The 17,512-nt window shown below is 39.2% G+C and carries 11 protein-coding genes; 2 read left to right on the top strand and 9 right to left on the bottom strand.

The features are described from left to right. Nucleotides 1–20: 20 nt before the first annotated feature. The 9 genes from BGO42_RS07405 to BGO42_RS07365 form a co-directional block, all read right to left on the bottom strand. Nucleotides 21–1,817, bottom strand: a complete 1,797-nt coding sequence (locus BGO42_RS07405) for a hypothetical protein (protein ID WP_273246756.1) — start codon at nt 1,815–1,817, stop codon at nt 21–23. Between the two features lie 11 nt (nt 1,818–1,828). Beyond that, nucleotides 1,829–5,386 carry a hypothetical protein gene (locus BGO42_RS07400; RefSeq protein ID WP_273246757.1) on the bottom strand — a complete coding sequence of 1,186 codons (3,558 nt, stop codon included), beginning with the start codon at nt 5,384–5,386 and terminating at the stop codon, nt 1,829–1,831. After that, nucleotides 5,379–7,577 (bottom strand): hypothetical protein, encoded by a 2,199-nt coding sequence (locus tag BGO42_RS07395; protein WP_273246758.1) that lies wholly within the window; start codon nt 7,575–7,577, stop codon nt 5,379–5,381. The genes BGO42_RS07400 and BGO42_RS07395 overlap by 8 nt, the downstream gene beginning before the upstream one ends. 23 nt (nt 7,578–7,600) lie before the next feature. Beyond that, nucleotides 7,601–10,867, bottom strand: coding sequence for a DUF6603 domain-containing protein (locus BGO42_RS07390; protein ID WP_273246759.1), 3,267 nt, complete (start codon nt 10,865–10,867; stop codon nt 7,601–7,603). A gap of 142 nt (nt 10,868–11,009) precedes the next feature. Continuing rightward, nucleotides 11,010–11,699 (bottom strand): hypothetical protein, encoded by a 690-nt coding sequence (locus tag BGO42_RS07385; protein WP_273246760.1) that lies wholly within the window; start codon nt 11,697–11,699, stop codon nt 11,010–11,012. Nucleotides 11,700–11,725: 26 nt separating this feature from the next. Next, the gene (locus tag BGO42_RS07380; RefSeq protein ID WP_273246761.1) at nt 11,726–12,439 is read right to left on the bottom strand and encodes a phage tail protein; all 714 of its coding nucleotides are present in this window, start codon (nt 12,437–12,439) and stop codon (nt 11,726–11,728) included. A gap of 339 nt (nt 12,440–12,778) precedes the next feature. Further along, nucleotides 12,779–13,909: a WG repeat-containing protein gene (locus tag BGO42_RS07375; RefSeq protein ID WP_273246762.1), complete on the bottom strand. Its 1,131-nt coding sequence runs from the start codon at nt 13,907–13,909 to the stop codon at nt 12,779–12,781. Nucleotides 13,910–14,010: 101 nt separating this feature from the next. After that, nucleotides 14,011–15,144, bottom strand: coding sequence for a WG repeat-containing protein (locus BGO42_RS07370; protein ID WP_273246763.1), 1,134 nt, complete (start codon nt 15,142–15,144; stop codon nt 14,011–14,013). Nucleotides 15,145–15,148: 4 nt separating this feature from the next. Continuing rightward, nucleotides 15,149–16,144, bottom strand: coding sequence for an RNA ligase family protein (locus BGO42_RS07365; protein WP_273246764.1), 996 nt, complete (start codon nt 16,142–16,144; stop codon nt 15,149–15,151). Between the two features lie 433 nt (nt 16,145–16,577). Between BGO42_RS07365 and BGO42_RS07360 the strand changes: the two genes are divergently transcribed. Both BGO42_RS07360 and BGO42_RS07355 read left to right on the top strand, forming a co-directional pair. Continuing rightward, nucleotides 16,578–16,892: an aminoacyl-tRNA hydrolase gene (locus BGO42_RS07360; RefSeq protein WP_177735175.1), complete on the top strand. Its 315-nt coding sequence runs from the start codon at nt 16,578–16,580 to the stop codon at nt 16,890–16,892. Nucleotides 16,893–16,979: 87 nt separating this feature from the next. Next, nucleotides 16,980–17,486: a hypothetical protein gene (locus BGO42_RS07355; protein WP_273246765.1), complete on the top strand. Its 507-nt coding sequence runs from the start codon at nt 16,980–16,982 to the stop codon at nt 17,484–17,486. The last annotated feature ends 26 nt before the right edge of the window (nt 17,487–17,512 follow it).

The following is a 17,512-nucleotide window of genomic DNA, read 5'->3' as shown; positions in this document are numbered from 1 at the left end:
CGTTCTTTTAAATTGGTAAACTAGGTTAAAATTAAAGTCTGGCCGGTAGCTACCGGTATCCAGTAAAACAAATCGGAATAGGTAATTCCCAGATCACCTTCATTGGTAAAGACCATATACCACAAGCAACCTTTAAAAAAGGCCGTTACAATTTTGGCTTGTTTTGTAGTTGCAAAACTGTCTACTCCCGCTGCTGTATCCATTTGATTGCTACCGTATTTGCCGTTGTTTAACGTAACTCTGTAAAAATATTTCTTTTTGTTTTCCTGCTCCTGATAGCCGCCCAATAAGAAAACACCCGTACTGTCTATCGTATCTTTACCAAGAAAGGACAACCCGGAAGACAAATACGTATTATTATTGATGATCAATGGTGTAATGGTCGTCCAGTAGTTTTTGTCCCATTTCCAGATATCTGAGGTTTCACTTCCGCCTATTTCCGAAAAACCACCACCTATCCATAAGGCTTTTTTACTTCCGTCGGTATTCAATTCAGTCGTAATCCCGCTAAGACATCTTGATTGCCACGGCATTTTTACAGGATTGGTTTTATCGGGATTTACATTTCCGTTTATTCCTATGTTATCCCATATCTTACCGTCACCCGACACCCAAATATCTTTTAAAGCGGCACCCCATTCATCGACACCACTCATCAGCCAGATTTTATCCTGATCACCATGCGGGAAAATTGCACAGGAATGTCCCATACGGGAAACCCAGGGTAGGTTGTCAACAATCGTTACTCTGGAACCGATTTCCGCATCCATATTTACAATGGCAACTGCATTATTAGTCTCCATCGGTTTGATATAGCTCCCACCAATAAAAAACAGGCGCCCGTATAATTCTCCCGCACTTTTCATATGCAATAAAGGAGCCGTCGCAAAAGGTTTCAAATTGTTTTTTTCTTTATCGGAAAGGAGTACGCTATGCCAATTTTCAGAAAAACCTTCGTTGGTATTTGTATAGCCGATATGATCAATCTGTGTTATTTTATTTTCCGTTTTCAGCATTAAGCTATACAGATAGGATGCATCCTGAGCGGCACAAAAATTACCGATTTTAAAGGACGCATACGCTCCGGTCGGATTTGCATTGGAATATAATTTTGATTCCCCTAACGCCCGGACCAATATCGTTTTGGTGATGGAAACAGTTCCCATCTGTACTTCTAAAGTATACGAGTGATCTCCATTAGCGATATTGGCTATGGTATAGTAATCCCTTTCGGCAGTACCGCGTTTTAATTCTTGCAGCCCTTCCCTTAAAATATATTGGGAACCTTTAATATTCCAGGATAAAGTAACCGGTGCGTTACGCTGTACCACTGTTTTATCCGATTCAAACACGTTAATTTCCGGTTTGGCTTCCTCAGCAATCACTTCAAAAGGAATGGATACAAGCGGTTTCGGATTGGTCGGATCGTTTTTATCTTTAAAACTTAGTTCTATTATAGTCGACGGTGTTGCAATGATACATTTTTCCGCTCTTATTTTTACAATCAGATAAGTATAGGCATCGTCATAATCTCTCGGAAAGTTATACATCCGTTTTCCCGGATTATTGTTATCGTATGAAAGTTCACAGATTTTTACCGGAAAAGTCGTTGTCTTATTTCCGTCGTCCGTTTTGGCCCATAACTCACAACTCAGCTTTTTTAAATCGGCTGCCGCTACCAGTGTATCCAAATTTTCAATCGTAAAAACCCCCATCAGTAAGATGGCCTTTTTTTCTTCCTGAGCGATCATTATATCCAACGCCAGTGCTTCCCCATTCGTAACCGAATTACTGCTACCGGTAGTTACATATCCCATATTTTTATCTTTTAATTATTCGTTTTTAAATTGCTTAGCCGTAGCCATCCTTCGTAAACCTGCTGTTTTTTAAATCCGGAAATCTGCTTGTTTTTTCCTTCTGCCAAAGCTTCATCATTCTGCCAGGTTGTTACATCCGATTTATGAGTCCACTTCCAATTGGCATTAATTCCGGCCGGTATCGGAATATCCGGAGCTACTTTTTCGGCTATAAAAGGAGCTACCCTAAAACCAATGTCCAGTTGCGATAACAAACGTCCCGAATTATGATTGAACAGTTCAACAAACTTGGTAGGCAAAATTCCGGTGGCTAAATGTACCCCTGCCGAAGGATACAGCAATAAAGTTACTTTAACCGGTTCCTGATTCAGGTTTAATTTTAATGCCGTATTCTTTGCAAAAAAGGAATCGGAATCACTAAAATTGAATTCCGGCGCGTTTGTAACTGTATGAAATACTTCACTTTCCGTATCGGCAAAATAACCGATCACACCATTTTTTTCCATTTCATAATCCCCGATTGTAAGCGGAAATTTAACGGTTTCTATATTCCCCGTATCTTCTTTCCCGGATTGACTCCATCGTTGATCATAACAAGGAAGCCCTAATGATTCCAAACCTACCGAACAACGCACTAAAGCCAAAGGCTGACCGTATAATAAGGCCGATGTCGTATTCTGTAAGGCCGTATTTCCGGTTGCATTTAAACTTACTTTATAAGCCAGATCCAGGATACCCGAAGCCTTGCTTCCGCTATTTAGTGCCTCCAACAGCTTTTTTAACTGCGGATTTGTTGTGAGTTCCGGAATTATATTTCCACCCGGAAAGGGTTGTTTTATTAATTTAAGTCCTTTATTTTTGGTAAGATCCGATGCGATTTGCAGAACTACGATTTCATTTCCATCTCCGTCATAAACCAATATACTATTATCCAGATAATTGGGAACGAGCCATCCTAAAACCGGACTGTCCGTTTTTCCGGTATCCTGATAGATGATATTATCATCGGTATTTAACCAATTGAATTGCAAACGGGAAGGCTGAATAATTCTTGGCGGTAACGGAATGATCACACCTGATTCTTTGTCATCGCCTTGTAACGTAACCGAGCAAGCTATATTGGAGATATTCGTATCGTCTTCCACTATTACTTTTTTTACCTGTCCGAAAGCATCCACAATCGAAAAGCTTTTTATTTTTAGCGCGCCCGAACGCAACGGATTAAAAACAGTGGCGTCTGTCCCGTTTATATTCCCGGGATCGCAACCCAGCTTATATCCGTCTTCACTGATCACATTTAACTCATTCCGGTCAATCTGATATTCCGTATTAAAATTATAATCGGGATCACTGCTATACAGAAATGGCGGTAATTGAATATCGGTTCGCTGCATTAATAAATTTTTATGCAAACCGCTTAATGCCTGTGCAATCAGATTAAATTTTCCGTATTTATCTACTATGGCTTCCGGAACGGTCTTTTTCAGATTGGCAAAAACCGAATTCGAAAACGGACTTATACCGCTAATTGAAACCGGCGTTCCCTCTTCTTTAGTTGCTTGTTTTTTAAAATACAGTCCTTCTTCTAATTTCCATCCGGTCGAATCTGCAAGAAGGTCCAGATTCTTTATATCCGGATTATTGGATGTATAAACAATATCCCAAACCATAAACAACGGTGTCCATGCCTGTTCCCATCGGGTAATGGAAAAACTTTCGTGTGCTTTTTCTTTGTCTTTGTAATCCGGTTCGGACTGTATTTCCCTTACTTTTTGGGCAAAATCTTTTATAACGGCACTGGTTTTGTCTTTTCCGTCTCCCAATTGCGCGTCGATATAGGCTTGTAACGCGATATCTATTGAAAGCGAGTGATCCAATAAAAGTGTTTCTGACACCAATGCTTTTATAGCGGCAAAAGGTATTTTAGGATGCTGCAATGCATTTACTGCCGGAATGTTCATCTGACTAGCCGAAATCGTTACCGGGATCGTTGTAGTATTATAAGGCACATTCAAATAAAGCTTTGTTAGCAACTGCTCTTCCAATCGGCAATTGATCTCTTTATCAGTGGTCTGAAAAGCCGGTTTTTCGGTATTTCCGATTCCGGATCCGCAAAAGAGCACAACGGGATCATTTGGTTCCCAAAAACGGTCTTCTAAGACTTCTTTTAGTTCATATTCCGGATTTGCTCCTGCTAATTCTTTATATTGTCGTAAGTCAGATGTTCGTTGCTGAATTTCTCCGTCGAGCAGATTTACTTCTACTTTTTTAGCCACCAACTGATCCAGTATTATTTGTCGTGAAGCGTCATAATCGAAGTTTTGAACCGTATAATTGTTCACGGTTTTATACGCTTGTTTGTACCATAAAAAATAATATTCCTGTTGTAGGCTTACTATTTCCTGTTTGATTTTATTACAATTGATCTGCGTTTCGTTTAACGTATTTAATTCTTTTAGAATAGCATTGTTTTCAGGAAAATGCGGTCTTTCGTCCTGTTTCTCTTCCAAAGCCGTATCCGTAGCTTCAACCCGACTGATTTCCCAGATTGAGCTTCTGTTTTTAGGTGTAAAACCTCTTTTATGAATTTCCGTTTGAATGGATTTCAGACCCGGTTCATTTTTGCTATCGTCCAGAAACTGATATTGCAAGGCATTTAACAGTTCTTCCACTCCCGGTTTTTCAATTGTATTACTTTTGATAATCTGGGCGCTTAACGATTCAATGGCTGTATTTCCTACGTAAACCTGTACTTCTCCTTCCGGAACACCGCTTTTTAGCGCACTGTTCCACTGAATACTATGGATGGACGCATGCAATAAACACGATTCCGGATAGGTTTCCTGATCGCATTTCCACTGTTGTTTAAACCAATCCTGTGTTCTTTTTTGACGCACCTGTGCTACTGTTGCTTTTACTTCGTCAAAATCGAAAGGAGCTAACGGATCTGTGGCGGGATCATTATACCAACCGGTAACGACATAGGTAACGGTACAATCAGAATTGATGTCGGCCATATCATCGTGAAAACCATAAACATTTTTGCTGCTGTGATATAAAGATGCAAAATACGGATTCACCGCTCCTACACCGGTTAAAACGGGTGGCGTTACGCTATCTTCATAGGCAGCCGACCATTCGACAACCTTTCCGAGATTACTGAAATCCAACTTATCATTCTGTACTGTTATCCAGTTCGGTACGGGTTTATTATTTTTTATTGTATTTTTTTCATCACTTTTAACGATCCACATTCGGGATTCCATATTTTTCATCCCTTTATCCGTCCGGATACGAATCACCATCCACCGATTAGGTGTAAACGGAAACTGCATTTCTTCTCCTTCGTTTATAAAAGCGTGTTTTAATGCTTTGGGTAATGTCCAATGCAGGTGTACTCCTTTTTTGAGTTGTATTGTTTTGTTTGTATCCGGTTGTAAAACATTCCCCAGAATACTCTGATTGTATTGTTGCAATTGCGGACCTAAATCCATGCAATCGTTTTTATCGCTACCCAATGCCAGGGCTTCCATATACATGGGTACAAAAAGTCTGGAAGTATTACTCATGGCTATCGGTATTTAGGACGTTAATTGTTATACTCTTTTTTACCGGACTGTCGATCATCTGATAAGCGAACTCGGCTGATGTAAAATAAATACCTTTACTTTCTCCGGTGGTATTCATCCAGTGCTTAGCGGTTAATTTTTCTTGCATGATACTCGCTAAACCGGCTATATCAATAACGCCGTTTTGAATCAGTCCGTCGTTTAATTCGGCATTCACATCGGCAGTACCATCCGTTATTTCCTGATTCGTACCATCTTCATTTTTTAGGTTTTTGAGATAAGTACTATTGTTTTTTATTCCGAAATGTAATCCTTCGTAAGGTTGTTTTATTGTGATGTCAGCAATATTACCGTCAAAAATTCCCAGGAAAATATCCGAATCGATACGTTCAAAACGCAAAGCAGGAAGTAGCTTTCCATCGGCATCAAAAGCCGTAATCTCGAGTCCGCGCCAACCGGAAACAAGATCCGACCGAAGTAAAAACCCGGTAGTATTGAGTTGTCGTCCTTTTCTTTCGATTGTCCCGCTGCTGATATCGATTGACTGTGTTTGATACCCGTCTATAAAATTACCGTTCACCGCCTGTTCCAGCAGCGCATCACTTTTATTGATTCGTCCAATACTAAGTGCACCGTCCAGTAAGGCTTCTATCCAGTTCGGATCGACATAAAACAATGCAAGTGTTCCGGTATAGCTTCCCGTATTTTTCTGATGCTCTTTTTGCAAAAGAAATTCATGGGGAACGATATAAGAAAACGGGATTCCGTTTAATTTGTATAAGTTACCTAAAAACTGTTTGACTTCTTGCGGTATCGTCATAGGTAAATCAGAAATAGTTTCAACCGGAGATGTCATTTCTATTTCATGTAATGCACCCAAATAGCGCGTAACTTTATCTTTTATGTTTGTTTCACTGTCATCGCTCAAAATGGTATTCAGCTTATCGCCTCTTGACTTTCCGGCTTCGAGTTGATTTTGTGCCATCCGCCAATTCAGAATGGCTTTAGAAAATTCCTGATTCTGTAACGCCAGAATACGTCCTAACTGCCAGGCAGCCGCAAAGGAAATATCAAAAAAACCGGTCGTTTTATCATATCGCAATGCCGCATCGGATGAAGAAAATGAAATACATTTTGAAGTTGCCGGAAATAATTTCGGTACAAACGGACCGTGGTACCATGAAATCGTACTCGCTCCGGTTCGGGTTAAATGTTCCAGCGGGACATATCCGGAATTAAAATATGACATTAGTTCCGGAGCATCATTACCCCGTTGAATTTTGATGCTCTTTACTTCCAATCCGTCCGCTAGCTGTGAAAAACTGGCATTTCCCGAATCTGTAAAATTCCAGTTGGCCAGTACAACCAACCGGGCTTTATGATTGTTAGGAATATTCTTTTTGGAATCAGCATCTTGCAGATAATCGGTATAACCTTCCAACGATACCAAAATAGCGGTATGCTGCTTTCCTTTTGTAGGCAGACGATTTCCTACGATAACCGCAAAAACGCCGGCTCCTTCCGCATTTATATCTGTAATTCCTTCTTTATCCTTATTGTCGATGCTTACCTCTTTGGCATGAGCCAACAGCGAAAGACTTTTCATGGACGGAATATAGTGTTCAAATTGTTCTTTTGTCAGGTCAATTGTAAAACAACCGTTGTTTTTATCTTCCCATTCCATTAATTTTAAGACTTCCTGACCGGTTGCTCCCGTCTCAAAAATATCAGGGCGGATAATCCCATCGTTAAGATTCGGTTGAATAATAGCTGCAATGGTATTTCTGTTGATTTGCAGGCTTTTCATTTCATCTTCATCAAAAAGCAATAATGTCATCCAGGGAACCGGTGGTGCTTCCTGCGGATTGCGTTTGCTCTCCGGAGTTGATGCTCTTTGGAAAACCGGGAGTTTTCCGTCTAAAGTACGTTCCCACGGTAATGTTCGTCGCGTAAATACCAAATGTGGTAATGATTCCGAATAGTTTCCCGATTTATTCGCGGGCGGGTAAACGGAATAAATATCGTTCGGATTAAGCGTAAACCGAGCGGCATCGACACCAAAATCGAATGTTTTTTTAATGTCCTGAATGCTTGCTTTGTCTTTTATAACCCGCTGACTGACTTCCGTTTTATATTTTCCGGCCACCATAGCAGGTAAAAAACATTGCACTATTTTTGTATTCTCACTCATTCTTTTACGTTTTACCCTAAATTTTATTCTACATCGGTACTATATTGCGGTAGTTGACCTATTTCACATATTACCGGAATACCGGTAAAATAATCGTCGTCATTGGTCATATTTCTGTTTATTGCTTCTTCATCGATATCCGGGAAGCTCTCGTCAAATCCGGTTTTAAGAAGCGCCACCATTTTTTCCCGTTTCTCTTTTACACTGTTTTCATCATATGTTTTTTCAAGAATACCGGTTACTTTTATATTGTTTACCTCATCATAATAACCTAGAACTTCAAAAGCATGATAGGCCTCGCCCGTTTTGGCCAATGTGAATTTCCAGTCGAATGTTCCTTTTGAAGCATCGAATAAGACTGAAAAATCGAACGTTCGTATTTGGGCAACCTGCGGCAAAACCGGTGGTTGAATGATAACACCACTCAACACATTGGTCAGTACTTTCGAAGTACCCGGATTGGCATTATTACTTTTCGATTCCTCACCTCCCCATAAGGCTTCTGCGACTCCTTTTGCAATACCGGAAACCATTACATCCATTTTTGTGTTATTCAGTACAACATCAACATTCATTTCAAATGCTACGGTACCTTTTGTAAAACCACACGGACGGATTCCTATATTTTTTTCTCTGTTTGCATAAATAATATTGCCTGTTTCCGATTTTATCACGGTACTTTCCGATACTTCTTTATCGTTGATTTTTAATTCGGATACCGGAATAAAAGAATCAATTGTAATCGCTAGCTGATGCGGATTGATTATCGGGAATTTTGCTTCCCCTTTTACTTCAATCAAACCGTTACTAATCGTTATATTAGTTGGATCCGGGTTAGAAACTGTATTTGCTTTCCCCTCTTTAAGTCGGGCATTGACCGGTCCGTTATTTTTCTTCTGTGGTATAAAACCGGTTGCAAATTCTTCCCATAGCAGTTTTTTCGGTGCTTTTTTCGAATGATCCCCAAAAGGAATAGTAAAGGAGAATATTGTCCAGTCCACATAGGCTTCTCCGGCAAATGGCGGTCCCCATATATGCAGTTCGGCACCCATTTCGAAGCTAAAATGTATCCGAATAAATAAAATTTTAATATTGGCCTCAATCTTAACCGTAATACCCATATCGATATAATAGTGAAACGGTGCCCATGAAATAAGCATATCGGCCCATATCACAATAGAGGCTCTGACAATTGAGGCATTAAAAAGTACTTCCCATTTACCGCCAGCCATAATTGCAGAAGCGGTAAGTGCGTAGTACATTTCTCCTTTAATCGATACCAGACTACTGATTTTCCAGCTTAATGCCAATCGCGGTACGGTTGGATAATGTGCCGGTTTTACAAATTTCGGATGATAACCGCCCAGTGTAATGACAAAATCGCCTTCATGTGGTCCTTTTATCCAGGTATAAAAAGCAAAACCTCCGGATAACTTACAGTCTTTCGAAAGAACATACGAGTTGGGCGTAATAACCGCTTCTACGGAAATCACATCACTACCCGGTCCGAAATGCGCCAAAATAGCAAGTTCAACATACACTATCGGTTCCGGAGCCATTGATTTTTCCGGCCAGCTCAATCGGGAAAGTCCCAGAATTGCAAACTCAAGCTGGGTTCCGAAATTAACCGTTAGCAGTACAAACGATTCAATTAGTTTAAATGAGGTAAATTTAATTCCGACAGCCAACCAGTAATCTCCAATGGAAATTTCTATCGGCTTTTTACCGTTTTTCATTGGTCTTTCCAGTGAAGCCAACAATGGTAACAGTCCTGTATCCTGTTCCGGTCGCATCGCCAAAGCGACTAACGGAAATAGCGCCACTTCGTTAATCGAAGGCACATTTATTTTGCGGTTATAACCGAACCCTGCGGCAATTCCGGTGACAAAAAAGAAAGCCGGGCCGCCAATAGGTCCGTCAAATACACCATAAATAAATAAGGATGCTTCATCAGCTACTTTAGCATAGGATCCGATGGCTGAAATGGTAAAACGACTTACTTTTATAATCGCTCCTCCATTATATACATCAATGGTTGTTTCTTTATAGGGCGCTGTGGTATGTAAAAAGGCTCCCGATATTTCGATTGGCGGCGCTTTATAGGAAAGTCCGAGACCTTCCAGATAGAAGTCAGGCATTCCGGGTGGCCATTGCAGTTTAAAGCCGAGACCAAATCCCATAAGCTGCATTCCCATGCCTTTCATTTCCATCGAGGCATCAAGCAGCAATACCACTTTACTGTCCTGATAAGCAAAACCCAATCGCTGTAAGGTTACCGGGCCTATTTTTTTATCTAACTTTTTCCATTTTGCCTTAGCAATTATTCCATCGCCTAGCGGTGTTACACTGGTAACTGCTGGTTGCTGTGGTTGTTCGGGCTCTTTATATTGCTGATCGGTTCCTTCGTTTAAAGCATAATATTCCTCAACACCGTTGATTTCCAGTTGTGTGGTAATATTAAAACCGGAACCTATTGCGACCGGCGGTAATCCTTCAAAACGTTTTAATTCCTCTTTTTCAAAAGTTCCGTTGGCATAAATCGCCAGTACTTCTTTAAAACCAAAGGCATTCCCCTGTGTTAAAACTGGTCCGGCCAAAGGCAGTTCCTCTAAATCCAGGTTGAGATCCGCACCCATTCCGAAGAACAAACCGGATGTGTTTTTTTCTTTTTTATAAAGTAAAAAGGCTTTAAATTTTTCGAGCGTAAATGACAGTTCCGGCATTTTATTCGTTACACTATCACCAAAGAATTTAGCGGCTAAGTTCCGTAAATCGATTGTTGTTTTTCCTGAATTCTGATAAGCGGCATACACATAACCGGCCTCATTTTCCTGAACAAAATTTAAGACAAAACGATGTTCATCCACCGATAAAATGCCTCCAAAAGCAAAAGCCGTTTTCGAACTGTTTTTCTGATAATCAATTGTTATAACAGCATCAAAATAGCTTTCATTAATTTTGATTTTACAATTGAATTCGATTTTAAATTCTGAAGCCTCGATTCCACCGGAACCATAGGTTACCGAAAACTGTTTAAATGTAACGGCATTTAAAATTTCGGGGATTACTTCCTGTTTTGTCGTACAGCAATTTATGATATCCTGTACGCTAATTCCGTTTTTATTTTCGGAGGTTAGAGTGGCATACAAAAAACTTTCCTTTGTTGCATCTTCTGTAATTCTGCTTCTATAACCGACAGCAATGTCAACAGCAATCGGAGCAGACGGATTTCCTAAATGAAATTCCGTTTGCCCCGTGATTTCTACTAAAAAAGAGTTATTCGTAGCCATAATAAACCGCAATGCTATTACTTGACAACCTATTAAAAAACGACAGGTCAGTCAATGCAAAGAGGATCCGTAATTTATAGATTAAACCGGATCCCTTTTGAATGGTAATGTTTTATTTTTAAAATCTTTTTCCTACGGAATATTATTTTTCAATTGCTTTGGTTGCAACTGTTACGGGTGTATTGGTTACTCTGAAACCTGCTTTTTTAATGGTGAAATTTCCGAATTTCATTTCATTCCCATCTTTTGACTGTACATTAAAGTCGAACGTATTTTGTGTTACGTTGTAGTAAAACTCTTTAAATTCGATTTCATAATCTTTTATGTCTTTACCGTCGCCTTGACCCGGAGGAAAGCTAACAGCTGTTTTATCACCTGATTTACCTTGAATCCAACCTACCAAATCGTTAAGTTTAATAGACGTACCCGGCGCTCCATCCTGTTTATCGCTAAAATCGATGATCAAGTCGCCTTTCGGATTTTTTTCCGACGGAATATTTCCAATTCGTACACTCACTAAAACGGCATCCGGTTTTGTTTCCGGGCCAATTCCAAGTTGTCCGTTAACGCTCACACTGTATTTGGAAACATCCACTAATCCGGTTATTGTTTTATTTTCTTTATCCAGCATTCCGCTAACAGCCCTTCCTCCTGCTTTAGCGCCATCGGTCCAGGTTACCTGGATGTTGTCTGTAGGTTTCCAGTCCGGTGCATCTCCTTTAATCGTAATGGTATCGGTTGTTGTTCCTTTAAAACTAAAGTTTGCCAAATCTGCTGCTTCAACAATAGCGGAACTGGTAAGGTTTTTAATTTCTGTGATTGTAATTGCCATAATTATTAGTTTTTTATTTTTAATGTTTAGTATTTAATGATATAATTCAGAGCCATCCATTTCGGGCGATTTTGTCCCGCAGATTCACCGCTGGTAAAAGCGGACAGTGCAACAGAAACCGAGTGGTTGTGATTTCCGCTAAATTCTGTTATCTGTTGTTTAATATCCCCTCCATTTGTATCGATCCCGGAATAACCTCCTCCGCCGAAATTTCTTTTATACCAGCCGGGATTAAACGCATGGAAATGGGAACCATCTGTTGAAGTTGAAAATTTTTGAGCAGGAGGATTTATAGTATGCGTATGTTTGTCGGCTTCTCCTCTTCTCCCCAATTGCTCGTTTCCGTTTGCCGGATTCGCACCCATAACAAAGGTTTGCCTTAAATCGGGTACATTAAACTGACCGTTAGCACCTCCATACATATTACCTATTATTTTAAAAAGGTCGTTTTTATCGCCGGATACCGGATAGGATCTTCCGTCGCACAACAGCCAGCCATCCGGCGCCTGCGTTCCGGCAAAAGTAATGACGGAACCTACCGGCATCAGACTTCCGGTTTTATCCTCGATCCGCCCATCGGATTTAATGTTTCCGGCTACCTGTAATTTCTCCTTCGGATTGGTTGTGCCTACACCGACATTCCCGTTCGGAAGTATTTTTAAAGCATCATTTTGAGAAAACAATACCGAAACATTTGCCATTAGACAAACCAGAAATAGTATAATGTCCTTTTTTTTCATCTGTTGCTTTTTTAGTGCTTTTATACGCTTTTTAATCATTCCCTATTCGAATGCCGAACCTATAAAATTTTCACAGATTTCTTACAGGTAAAAATACCTATTCCGGCAGCGAATGTTACTCTCTTGCTATCCTATGCCAACAGCGATACAAAGTCCGGTATCCGTATTCGCAAAAGGCTATAAAAAAAACCTGTAAATAAAAATTTACAGGTTTTTTTTAATTATGTAATAATCATATAACAAGAAGTACAGCTTTAGCCGAACTCACGACGTAAATTCGCGCTATCTGTGGTTGTCTATGATTTTTTTAAGACTTCTTTTTTAATTGTCCGGTTCTGTTTAAAATAGCCGTTTTCCTTTTTTGTCTATATAAAACCAGATCCCGTTTTGCTTTACCAGGGCTGCTCCGTCTTTAAAGGCATCCACACTCTGGTACACTTCCGGAAACAGCACGTTTTCCTTAGCATCTATAAAATACCCTTTTCCGTCTTTCTTCACTGCAAAATTTCCTTCGCCAGAATACATCTCATCATAGCTAAACGGAATAACCGTTTCCCCTTTTTTGTTGATACAGCCATATTTTCCTGACTCTCTGATTATTGCCAAACCGTGATAAAAGCCATAGGAATTCGTGTATTTCATTGGGATAACCAGGGTTCCTTCTGTGTTGATATATCCATATCGGTCATTGCTACTTACAGCCGCCATTCCATCTTTAAAATGAAGATATCCATCATAAAGCAGCGGCACAACTACTTTACCGCTTTTGTTTATAAAACCTCTTTTTTCATTGCGCTTCACACATGCCAGACCGTTGTGAAAATGAGAAGCACTCTGGTATTGAGGAGAAATGACAATTTTTCCCTGCTTATCCATATAACCTTCTTCCGGTTTTCCGCGTAAGTTAATGGCTGCCAGTCCTTCGTGAAAAGAGCCGAGCCCGTCCACGTCTAATTGGACCTGTTTTCTGTTGTTCAGGGTATCTATAATGTACCATTGCCCATTCTCTTTAACGGTAGTCTTGTCTTCATAAAACTGATTGGAACTTTCATAAATAACGGGAATAACTTCGTTCCCTTTTTTATCGATATAGCCCCATTTGCCATTCAATTTCACGATGGCTCTGTTGCTCTCTTCAAAACCACCGATAAAATCGTATTTCAGCGGCACGACCTCACGGCCTGTAGTATCAACAAGCCCGTGTTTTCCGTCCAGCTCAACAACTACCAGCCCCTTATAAAATTCGTATACAAAGTTGTATTTACAGGGTACAATATTGCGTCCTTTTTTGTCGATAAATCCATATTTCCTTTTGATTCCCACTGTGGCATATCCATTTTTATACGGATAGAATTCAGTATAGTCAGCCAGGGGATTTTCGCTCTTGTATGCCTGGGAATTGCCTTTCAAACAACTGAAAAATACCATAACAGTTATCAGCAAAACGGCTGTCTTTTTGTAATCGTACATATCTTTTTTTCTTAATTTAATGTGGCCTACCAATCACGATACCGGTTGTTCAACGGATTGCAAATCTGCGCCATCTGTTTTAGGCTTGCCTTCTGTCCTGTTTAAAATAACCGTTTTCCTTTTTTGTCTATATAAAACCAGCTGCCGTTTTGTTTTACCAGGGCTACTCCATCTTTAAAGGCATACACATCCTGATACACTTCCGGAAACAGTACCTTTCCCTTAGTGTCTATATAATATCCTTTTCCGCCTTTCATCACTGCAAAGTTTCCTTCACCTGAATACATCTGATCATAGCTAAAAGGAATGACTGTTTCTCCTTTTTTGTTAATGCAACCATATTTTCCTGACACACTGACTATGGCCAAACCGTCATAAAAGTCATGTAGACCCGTGTATTTCATCGGGATAACCAGAGTTCCTTTTTTATTGATAAACCCATAGTTTTCACTGTCTTTCAGGTGTACCGCCGCCATTCCGTTAATAAAATCAGGATAACCATCATAAAGCAAAGGCACCACGACTTCGCCTTTTTTATTAATAAAACCAGCTTTTTCATCGCGTTTTACCATTCCAAGACCCTCCTTAAAATCATAAACATAGTCGTATTGAGGCGCAATAACGATTTTCCCCTGCTTATTGATATACCCTTTGCCCGATTGTCCGTAAAGGCTAATGGAGGCCAATCCGTCATTAAAAGAACCCAGTTTGTAAACATCGTATTGAACCGGCTTTCTGTTATTCATAGTATCCATGATATACCATTGTCCGTTTTCTTCAACGGTAGTTATTTCCTCACGAAAGTAACTGGCATGATCATAAATAACAGGAATAACTTCGTTTCCCTTTCTGTCGATATAGCCCCATTTTCCTGCTAATTTTACCAACGCTCTGTTACTCTCGTCAAAACCATCAATAAAATCATATTTGAGGGGTACTATTTCACGGCCTGTACTATCTACAACACCGTGTTTTTTATTCACTTCAACCACCGACAACCCCTTATAGAATCCGTATACAAAGTTGTATTTACAGGGTACAACATTACGCCCTTTTTTGTCGATATATCCAGATAGTTTATTCATTTCCACCGGGGCAAATCCATTTTGGAACGGTTCCAGTTTGGTATAGCTGGCCAAAGGATTTTCGTTCCTGTTTATCTGAGTATTGCCCTGTACACAGCTAAAAAGCGTCATAACGGAGCACAGTGCCATTATCCTGTTTAAAATATTCATCTGTTTATCCGTTAGCAGAAGCCATTATTTTATTGATTTCAAAATCCACTCTTTCCATGATCCACTCTTTTTCGCTAAGCAGTAAATCGTTTAAAAGATTGTTGTTGTTTTCATTAAAATCGATGAGCACATCATCTAAAAATTCGGTTTTAATTTCAGAAACCCGAAGCGGATTACTCCTGTCTAACGGGCCAATTTTAGAGACGGCGCTTTCCAATCTGTTTTGAGTGACATAATTCCTTAATTCCGCTACAATAAAAGACAAATCTTCTGTTTTAGAGGAAATATCCGGAACGAACGACCATTTTTCGGCCTCATGAAATTTATCTTCTTCGTCAAACTCGGCATTTTTAAGTTTTACTATCGGTCTTGATAAAAGTGTGCTCTGATCGATTTGATTAAAAGGTTTGATCACCACACCTTCAATTAAATTGTCCTGTAATTCCGGAAGTTGAAATTCTTTCGGAATCGTGGAGTTCATTCTGATATTGAAGTTCATCGCTTCAGTAAATTTTCCAATGAATAATGGTTTGGCATGAAATATTCCAAACTGCTTAAAATACGCCAGTGACGTTTCATAATCCAGATAATATTTCGAATCGGAACCATTTGTTTCAATGGCAATATCAAAGGCACAAAATTCAATTGCAGGCGTATAATACACTCCGGTTTGAATGGCATATAAATCCTTTATAACATTGACTTCCGGATGCGGGTATTTGCCGCCAAACAATTCACCGTAAACAATATATTTTTCCCCGATTATTTCGTTGCTCAGCTGTTCAAAGAGACGAAGTATGGCATCTTCTAATTTGTTTACGACCAATTGAAAACCAAAAAAATCGTCTGTCCACTTCAGGTATTCTTTTCTTTTAGCAAATTTCAAAGTACCCTTTTCATAGATGAAACTAAAGTTTGCTCCATGGACTTTTTCTGTAACAACCCATTTTAATTTTTCCATTTCGGAAAAATCTTTTTCACTTAGCCCTAGTTTTTTCATGCTACTAGGCATCTTTTCATATCCTGAAAATTCACTCATTATTTTTAATTTATGCTAACGTATTGCTGCCTGTTAAAGTTGCAACACTTTATTACTGATGCTTACAAATATATTGGAAAGATCAGAAAGAAAAAACGGAATATGCAAACAAAAAAACATTCTCTTTTCTTGTCGTTTTTTTAGCAGGAATGGATCACACCCGGAGCATTTTGTCCGGAAATATAAACAACTATATATTTTAATTTACCAATATCCATAATCATATTGATCATAATTAACATGGAAAAATTATGCCTGATCCCTGAATATAAGGGTCAAAATTAATTACATTAGCAAACCCGTTTTACGAAATACAGCTCTATCGCTTTTCACGAAAACAGGTAAAAGCCTTGTAAAAAACAATGTTTAGACACCATATTGACAACAGCAGCGTATGAAAATGTACATTATCGTAAAAGACAATATTCCTGACAAATTAGTTCCTGTAATAACAGCACACGCCTCATTAGCCTGTTACCGAAAATTTGAAGAAAATGAAAATATGATAAAATGGATCAATGGGATATTTAAAAAAGTAATCTGCCTGGCGAATGAGACGGAATTTGATAACCTTAAAAATGAAACTGATTTTGTAGTCTTAACGGAATCTTCTCTCGATAATAAAGAAGTTGGTTTGGCATTTTGCCCAAGAGAGGAATATCCGAAAAAGTTTAAGTTTCTAAAAATGTGGACACCACAAAATATATAGAATGGAATCCTTAAATTTCCCGTTCGAACGCAAAGCCTGAAAACGCTGCGACACGATAACCAATCATGCTAAAAAGACAACTGATTTATGGCAAGTGAATTGAAAATTTTCACCATTTACAGCATTCAAAAGGAGGAAAAATACTTCTTACTTCAAACGGAACGGCCGGGTTTTTCGAATGCTTCCCAAATTCAGGAAAATGCAGCCGACAAAATCGAGCAGAATAAACGGGAATATATTCTGACCCAAATTGAGAAAAATTATAACCGGAATGACAAGACAAACTTTGAATTTATTGGCGAATTTCAAGGCTATCCAATTGGTGACAAGTTATATGCTGACAAAGGAAATATTGAATTGGATATTTACTATATGGCGACAGAATCCGGGTGGCCATGGATTATTCTTGGTACAGCAAATTCTGAAACCGGATTTTTAACTGAATTAAACGACGACGACGATCTATTAAGACTTAAACCTATTGGAGCAGTCAAACAAATTAAAGCGATATTCCTGACGGAACAGGACTTTGACCTTTCAGAAATCGACAATTCTGAGACAAAAGGAAACAGCCATAACACGGATTTGGCGTAAATTTAATAAGACACTATAACAAACAA

It is taken from the genome of Flavobacterium sp. 40-81, from assembly GCF_001898245.1.
GTDB lineage: Bacteria > Bacteroidota > Bacteroidia > Flavobacteriales > Flavobacteriaceae > Flavobacterium > Flavobacterium inviolabile.
The sequence above is the reverse complement of the archived record's forward strand: the minus strand, read 5'-3'. Positions and strand labels throughout refer to the sequence as shown.